General features: G+C 45.4%; 2 protein-coding genes. Both read right to left on the minus strand.

The annotated features are described in order from the left end of the window. Nucleotides 1-1622: hypothetical protein (locus tag OEM52_14670; GenBank protein ID MDK9701378.1), on the minus strand; the 1622-nt coding region annotated here is incomplete at its 3' end. A gap of 166 nt (nucleotides 1623-1788) precedes the next feature. Further along, a partial coding sequence (locus OEM52_14675) for a T9SS type A sorting domain-containing protein (GenBank protein MDK9701379.1) occupies nucleotides 1789-3023 on the minus strand: 1235 nt, incomplete at its 5' end.

The raw sequence follows: 3023 nt of genomic DNA on the forward strand, positions 1-3023 counted from the left end.
TTCGATGCAAATCCCGGGGTGTCAAGTACCCTTATCAATCGAAGAGAATCAGGGTGAGAAACATCGAATATCGCAATTCCCGACTCACCGTCTGCAACAAAGGCAGAATTTCCTGAAACAGCGATACCCCATGCTTGACCCGGCGAATCGGCTGAGTCGACCAATCGAGGAGAAGTTGGGTTGGAGATATCGATAATGCTGATTCCAGATGTGTAGGCGGAGAGATATGCATAGTCATTATAAATGGTAATCTTCGTGATCGCATAAGGGGTAATGCATGAACCAATCTCTGAGATGTTATTGGGATCGTCGCAAGCGAATATTCGGAAAACAGAGCCATCAGCGATATAAAGAAAACTGTCGGATGCAACAATTGACAAGGGCTTTGATCTTGTCCGGTAAACAAATCGGCATTGTTGATTTGCTAAATCGGTCAAATTGTATTGACGAATTGAATTCCCTAATGCGATATATGCAAACCCTCGTGCAACGGCAACATCAACTACCGATTTATCCAAACCACTGGCAAAAAGCGTTGCATTTACTGTATCTCTGAGACAAAGTCCCGAGCTTCTGGAGGCGGCATAGATTGTGCCTCTAACCACATCTAAATCGTTGATTACACCTGTGTACTGGCGATCTTCGACGTATCCATAAACAGAAAAGCGTACTTGTCGGAGACTATCTGGATTTGAGATATCAATCGTTCGAAGGAAACAATTATCGAAAAACCGATACGGTGGTCTAGTGGAGCCAGTATAATATTCACTGCTGATGAATGCATGATTGTTAGAAAGACTAACGGAGAAAACATTTAAACCATCATACCCGACATTTCCGGTAGAACTGCCCTCCCCGGTCTCTAAGTAATATCCTCTCGGCACTGGATTGACTGGATTGGAAATATCAACAACTCTAAGACTACCGGCATAATCTGCGAGATACGCAAAATTACCCTGTACAACAATTTTACAGATATAGATCCATGGGATGGTATAGAAACCGATTTCAATAGGGTTACTCGGGTTAGTTATATCAATTATTCGTAAACCACCGACTCCATCGGCGATGTAGACGATGTTTCCCGATATCGTAAGATATAGCGCTGTCCCCGGTGTATCGAAGAATCCTGTTTGTTGAGGAGAAGCGGGATTGGTTACGTCAAGGATTCGCAACCCAAAAGTTCCATCGGCGACGTAAGCGAAATTTTCTGACACAACTACACTGTATGCTGTCCCGGGAGTATCGTAAAATCCTACTGCAATGGGAGATGAGGGAATGGAAATGTTAAAGATGCGGATTCCGTAACTACTATCGGCGATGAATGCATAATCACCTGCAACTGCAACGCCGCAAGCATAACCAGGCGTATCGGCGCCGCCAATTTCTACAGGTCTAATAGAATCGGATACATCGACAATCCAAAATCCGTTTCTTCCAGAAGTTACATAGGCATAGTCGCCACTGACCGTGACAGAATTTGCGCTTCCCCAATCGAAAGAAACATGACCAATACACGTCACCCCGGAGCTATCCTGCGCGAATGCTGTATTCGCTGTGAGTAGTAGGAGCAGAGTACTAAGAAGAACAACAGAGATTGAACACAATCGGCGCAATATCATAGCTTGCCTCTTTCACTAAGCTGCAGAATCGTTGAGAAAGGCGAATCGTTTCCGTCTATTGCCAAACTACTTTTCTTTTGACATAAGAGCAAAGTATTTCTTGTAAAGATTATTCTTATCGATCTGGATACTCCAACAGGAGTCACATCACGAAACCGACATCAAACTACTTGAGGTATTGCACCCGCGTTGTTAAACCAACTCCCACACTTGACTCAGCGCGTAGAAAGTAGTTACCCGATGCGATTGCTTGGGGATGCCATTGGATTCGCTGCTCTCCAGTGACTGCACTCCCTTCCCAGAGATTGGCTACTTTTCGACCCAACGCGTCATACACCGCAATCCGAGTGTACTGGTTTGCCGCGGGTAGTGAGAACGTAATCGTTACAGCACCGTTGGTGGGATTGGGATACGCCGTAAGAACACCAAAACTGGTTGGGTTAGCAATAAACGGTCGTTCAGAAATAAATGTCTGGTTTTCCGGCATGTTCGGGTGAGTGTTGAACGGTTCGTACAACACAAACGTATTGATACTATCGCCAAGACCGTTCGGATTGCCCGGCGCTCGTGGACCGCTGGGATCACCCCAATAGCAATTGAGTGCAGGGATCGTATCGTAATAACGCGAGTCGATGGCTATGCCGTCATTGTTGATGAAGTCGGTGCTTTGTATCGTGCAGGTACCACTATTAAGATAAAAAAACGTGCAAGTGCCGTGATTGCTTCGAAAGGAATTGCTGTCTAACGCGAGATTCGTCACGACAGCGGTTGTGGTAATTGCTGCACCGGCACTGCCTATGTTCCCAATAAAGGAATTCTGTTTCAAGATATGTGATCCGCCTTGAAAACCAACGGCACCACAGTTTGAGAGCACTTGTCCACTCATGGAGCTGTTGCTTTCGAACCGGTTGTTGTAAATATTCCATTGCGATAACTCATCAGCTTGAAAAAAGATAGCCCCGTGGCTTGGCGTTGACATGTAACCAAAATTCATCGCGCGATTATCTTGCACGACATTATTCAAAAAGTTGAATTCGCCGACATCACTGCTAATAGTAAAAGCTCCGTTATTTGTACTCGCATTTCCGATGATTCGATTGTTTACAATATTCTTTGCACCAGCAAGAACTCCGGCGCCACCAGTAAATCCAGCTGTGTTCTGAAGGAAAGAACAACCGGAGATTTCGCCTTCGTACTCTGCGGTAAAGTACAAACCGCCTCCTGAACCACGAGGCAACATATTTTGGTTGAATAGCGTTCGTACAACTCGGATGGTGTCACCTTTTAAATATGCTCCACCACCACTACATGGACCATCATACCAACAGAATTCAAATCGACAGTCTTCGATTCTGATGTTTCCCCAATATGCCAACACACCACACCCACGTTGCGCCGAGC

It is taken from the genome of bacterium (genome assembly GCA_030247525.1).
In the GTDB taxonomy this organism is placed as follows: domain Bacteria; phylum Electryoneota; class JAOADG01; order JAOADG01; family JAOADG01; genus JAOTSC01.